The organism is Parvibaculum sp. (assembly GCF_049672805.1).
Taxonomy (GTDB): Bacteria; Pseudomonadota; Alphaproteobacteria; order Parvibaculales; family Parvibaculaceae; genus Parvibaculum.
This window is the reverse complement of sequence record NZ_JBATWS010000035.1, coordinates 1-5432: the sequence shown is the minus strand read 5'-3', so window position 1 is coordinate 5432 and position 5432 is coordinate 1. Positions and strand designations below refer to the sequence as shown.

Sequence of the window (5432 nt, the reverse complement as noted above, 5' to 3'; positions counted from 1 at the left end):
GCCTTCGGGAGGGAGAGAATGACCGATAAATCGATCGACAACGCCATAGCCGATCCCAAAACATATGCGGATGTGGACGCGTTCCACGCGCTCTTCACAAAGCTGCGCGCGGAGGAGCCGGTGCGCTGGACGGAGCCGGATGAGTACCGTCCGTTCTGGACCGTCTCCAAGCATGCCGACATCATGGAAGTGGAGCGGCAGAACGACAAGTTCCTGAACGACCCGCGCCTCACTCTCCAGACCATCGAGGTCGAGGAGAAGGTCAAGGAGTTCACGGGCGGGCAGTCGAAACTCATCCGCTCGCTGGTTGATATGGACAACCCCGACCACCGCAACTATCGCGGGCTGACACAGGCCTGGTTCATGCCGCCGAACCTGAAGGCCATCTCGGCGCGGGTGGACGCGCTTGCGAAAAAATATATCGACCGCTTCGAATCCCTGGGCGGCGAGTGTGATTTCGTGTCGGACGTCGCCGTCTGGTATCCGCTCCGTGTCATCATGACGGTGCTCGGCGTGCCCGAAGAAGATGAGCCGATCATGCTGAAGCTCACACAGGAGCTTTTCGGTTCGACGGACCCGGAGATGCGCCGCGAGGATGCTGATTTCAACGTCAACACCGTGACGGACTTCTTCAACTACTTCAACGCGCTCACCGAAGACCGCCGCAAGAATCCGCGGGACGATGTGGCAAGCGTGATTGCCAACGCAACCATTGATGGCCAGCCCATCGGTCATCTGGAAGCGATGTCCTATTACATCATCGTTGCAACGGCCGGCCACGACACGACAAGCTCGACGGCGGCAGGCGGCCTTCTCGCGCTCATGCAGAACCCGGACGAATTTGCAAAGCTGCGCTCCGACCCGGACAAATATCTCAACAGCGCGATTGACGAGATGATCCGCTGGACGACACCGGTGAAGCACTTCTTCCGCACCGCCGCCGTCGATTACGAACTGCGCGGCCAGAAGATCAAAGCAGGCGACAATCTGCTGATGTGCTACTGGTCGGCGAACCGGGACGAGGAAGTCTTTGACGATCCCTTCTCCTTCCGCATTGACCGCTCGCCGAACAAGCACCTCGCCTTTGGCTATGGCGCGCATCTCTGCCTCGGCCAGCATCTCGCAAAGATGGAAATCAAGGCGCTCTACAGCGAGCTTCTGTCGCGCCTCGACCACATCGAACTCGCGGGCGATCCGGCATGGGTGGAAGCAAGCTTTGTGTCGGGCCTGAAGCGCCTCCCCGTGCGCTACTCCATGAAGCGCAAGGCGGCGTAATCACTCTACCGTCTGACGGCGAAACAAAAAAGGTGGCTCTCGCGAGCCACCTTTTTCTTTGTCGATAACGAGATGCTTACTCGTAAACGAACTCTGCGCCGGTGAGATCGATGAACGGCAGCACATCCTTCTCCGTCCAGTAATCCTGCGTATGCTGCCATTCCGGCTTGTCACCGCGCTTGGGCAGGAGATGCATGCTGCGCATCATGTAACCCGGATTGAAGTCCTCCGGGTCGAGCCACGGCTTGATCTCCATATTGTGATCTTCCGGGCGAAGCGCGACAGTGACTTTCTCAGCGCCCGTCTCCTTCATATGCCTCAGAAGGCGGGTGACGAAGTCACCGAGAATGTCCACACGCAGCGTCCAGCTTGCGCGGAAATATCCGAACACCCAGACGAGGTTAGGCACACCCGTGAACATCATGCCGCGATAGGTGATCGTATCGGCGAAGTCGAGCGGCTTGCCATCAATCGTGAAGTCGATATCGCCAAGCGCCGACAGGTTGAAGCCCGTCGCCGTGATGATGATGTCGGCCTCAAGCTCCTTGCCGGATTTGAGCAGAATGCCCTTCTCCGTGAAGCGTTCGATCTCATCGGTCTCGACCGATGCCTTGCCTGACGCAATACCCTGGAAGATATCGCCATCCGGCACAAAGGCGACGCGCTGCTGCCAGGGGCGATAGCGCGGCGTGAAGTGTTTTTCCACATAGTCTTCGGGCAGGAACATGCGCACAGCATCGAGCAGTTCCTTGCGTACCGCTTCAGGCTCTTCGAAGGAGCGGCGGGCAAACTCCGCCTGATTGAAGAGGATTTCGCGGCGGGTGATCTCGTGAATCCACTCTTCATTGATCTGAAGCTGGCGGAGCCTGTCGGCAAGCTCGTTCGCATTGCGACCCGGAATGAAATAGGTCGGCGAACGCTGCAGCAGCGTCACATGCTTGCAGTCATTGGCGATGTTGGGAACGACCGTCGCCGCCGTTGCCCCGGAGCCAATCACGATGACGTTCTTGCCCTTGAGATCGACATTTTCCGGCCAGGTCTGCGGATGAATGATCTGGCCCTTGAAGTCGCTCATGCCTTCCCAGTCGGGCGTATAGCCTTCGGAATGGCGGTAATAGCCCTGACACATCCAGAGGAAGTTGCAGGTGAAGACGCGCTCCTCGCCTGTGTCGCCCTGCCGCGCAACAATGGTCCAGCGCTTCTCGTCGCTCGACCAGGTGGCCGACGAGATCCGGTGGTTGTAGCGGATATGGCGGCCGAGATCGTTCTCCTCGATCACCTCATTCATATAGGTGAGGATTTCCTGCGCCGTTGCGATGGGCGCGCCCGTCCACGGCTTGAAGCGATAGCCGAAAGTGTAGAGATCGCTGTCCGAACGGATGCCGGGATAGCGGTGCATGTGCCATGTGCCGCCAAAGCTCTCCATTGCTTCGAGGATCACAAAGCTCAGATCCGGCGTCTGCTTCTGAAGATGCCAGGCCGAGCCAATGCCCGAGATCCCTGCCCCGACGATCAGCACGTCGAAATGCTCTGCTTTCGCTGCACCCCGGGCCTGCGGCCTCTCAAGTGTTTCTGTTCCTGCCATTTCCTGCCTCTCTCTTCTTTTTTATGAGGGTGGCGCTTCTTCGGGAGCCGCCAAATTACCCACACTCCGAGTATGACTATTCTGGAGCGCGCTGATCTAGGGTCAATACCCTAAATTTCGCGCGCGCGCATCAAATTGACGCAGGGGAGGCAAAGTTTTTGTGGAAAAGATCAGGAATCGGCGGATTCCCGCCAAAAAGGAGAAAGGGCGGCACCTCTTCCGAGGGCCGCCCTTTTCATTGTCTCAGCCGGTCGGGATCAGTGCACCCGGCCCGCCATCACTGCACGGGCTTCCTCTTCGGAGAGCGGCTTGCGCTTCAGCGGCCAGAGATATTCGAACACCGCAACCAGCGCCGGCAGGAGCGTCACCGCACCAAGCATATTCACGACGAACATGAAGGTGAGGAGCAGGCCCATATCCGCCTGGAACTTGAGCGCAGAGAACGCCCAGGTGCTCACGCCAACGGCAAGCGTGATGCCGGTAAACATGGTGGCCGAGCCGACGTCGTGGAGAGCCTGGAGATAGGCCTGATGCGGCGTCTTGCCCATGCGCATGTAGCGCTGCATGCGGTTGTACTCATAGATGCCGTAGTCCACGCCAATACCGACAGCGATGGCAAGCACCGGCAGGGTCGAGATCTTGAGACCCACGCCAAAGGCGGTGAGGAACCAGTCACCGATGATCGTCGCCAGAATGAGCGGAAGCACGCAGCAAAGTGCACCGCGCCACTCACGATAGGTGATGATCACCAGCAGCATGATGACCGCATACACATAGAGCAGCATCGGCAGCTCGGACTTGTGCACGATCTCGTTGGTTGCCGCCACGATGGGGACGTTACCCGTACCGATGCGGAGGTTCAGGCCCGGATACGGATTTTCCGCAATGTGCTTCTCGAGTTCGGCAACCACATGCTTCACCGTGCCGGCCTTGGTGTCGGTGATGAAGATGGCGATGGCCGCCGTCGTACAGTCGGTGTTCACGACACCGGAGGAGCTTGCAATGCTGGAAGTCGCCTGAGCGAGAGCAGCCGAGTTGCGCGGCAGGTTCTGCCACTTCGGATTGCCTTCCTGCCACATGCTGTTGATCTTGCGGGCAAGGATCGGAAGGCTGATCGCCGACTGAACCCCGTCCACATTGCGCATGTACCAGCTGAACTTTTCCAGATAGTGCATCTTGCCGTAGTCGATGCAGACCACGTCATCGGATTCGACGATGACCGTCAGCACGTTCAGACCAAGGCTGAACTTCTCGGCAACATAGTTACTGTCCAGATTGTAGCGCGCCTGCGGCCAGAGCTCGCCGGCACCGGCATGCACGTCACCAATCTGCTTGTTGCGGGACTCATAGAGGCCGACCACCGCGATGATGAAGCAGACACCCACGAACGGGAAAGCAAGACCGGGCTTCGCAAAGGTCGAGAGCGCCGGCCAGAGCTTCGCACGGGTTTCCATCGCCTTGCGAACCCTCGCGCCATACTTTTCCGCATCCGGCGCCACATAGGAGACGAGCAGCGGAAGCATGACGAGGTTCGAGATGATCTTGAAGCCGAGACCGATCGAGGCCGTGATCGCGAGTTCCTGGATCATCCCGATCGGAATGATGTAGAGCGTCGCGAAACCGGCCAGCGTGGTCAGCAGCGCAATCGAACCCGGACGGAACAGGAAGGTGAAGGTCGCGCGCGCGGCAGCCATCTTGTCGAGGCCGACCGCCATTTCGGCGCCCACCATGTTGATCTGCTGCACGCCATGGCTCACGCCGATGGCGAATACGAGGAACGGCACCAGCACGCCCAGCGGGTCAAGACCGAAGCCGAGAATGTGCAGCAGGCCGAACTGCCAGACGAGCGAGCAGAGCGAGGCGCCAACCGTGACCGCGGTGAGAATCCACGAACGGCAATAGAGCCACATCGCAAAGCAGGTCAGGACAAAAGCGACCGCAAAGAAGCTGACCACCGAGGACGCGCCATCGGCAATGTCACCCGTGAGCTTGGCAAAGCCGACGATCTTCACGTCGGTCGTGTCAGACACATATTTGTCACGCAGATCCGTTTCGAGCCGTTCTGCGACTTCGAAATAGTCGAGGCGTTCCTGCGTCTCCGGATTGAAGTCCAGAAGCTCGGCGCGGATCATCGCGCCGCGGAAATCCGTCGAAACGAGACGGCCAACAAGGTCGGCGCGCAGCGTGTTCTGAAGGACCGTATCGATATCCTCCGGCGTACCGGCAAAGTTGGCAGGCACAACGTCACCCGCCTCAAGCCCTTCTTCCGTCACTGCAATGAAGCGCGTGTTCGGCGTCCATAGCGACGTCACGGTGTGGCGCGCGATGCCCGGGATGTAGAAAAGGTCCTGCGTGATGTCGTTCAGCTTGTAGAGGAAGTCACGCTCGAAAATGTCGCCTTCCTTGTTCTCGAGAACAACGAGAATGCGGTTACCGCCACCGAAACCCTCGGAATACTCGAAGAAGGTTTCGATATAGGGGTGGCCAATCGGCAGCATCTTCGTGAAGCCCGCATCCATGCGGAGCTGCGAAGCAAAAAAGCCCATCACAAGCGTGAAGGCCAGCAGAAGGA

At 58.9% G+C, this 5432-nt stretch carries 3 protein-coding genes; 1 reads left to right on the top strand and 2 read right to left on the bottom strand.

The window, feature by feature from the left end:
• Window positions 1–18: 18 nt before the first annotated feature.
• On the top strand, window positions 19–1275 hold the full coding sequence (locus WBF74_RS01115) for a cytochrome P450 (protein WP_424433985.1): 1257 nt from the start codon (window positions 19–21) through the stop codon (window positions 1273–1275).
• A gap of 76 nt (window positions 1276–1351) precedes the next feature.
• On the opposite strand, the gene WBF74_RS01110 is transcribed toward WBF74_RS01115, so the two are convergent.
• Window positions 1352–2860, bottom strand: coding sequence for a flavin-containing monooxygenase (locus WBF74_RS01110; protein WP_424433983.1), 1509 nt, complete (start codon window positions 2858–2860; stop codon window positions 1352–1354).
• A gap of 257 nt (window positions 2861–3117) precedes the next feature.
• The coding region (locus WBF74_RS01105) for an efflux RND transporter permease subunit (protein ID WP_424433981.1) at window positions 3118–5432 on the bottom strand (2315 nt) is incomplete at its 5' end.

Bases quoted from the DNA above. Each gene is read 5' to 3' on its own strand.
- WBF74_RS01115 (WP_424433985.1), top strand. From the start codon at position 19: ATGACCGATAAATCGATCGACAACGCCATAGCCGATCCCAAAACATAT.
- WBF74_RS01110 (WP_424433983.1), bottom strand. From the start codon at position 2,860: ATGGCAGGAACAGAAACACTTGAGAGGCCGCAGGCCCGGGGTGCAGCG.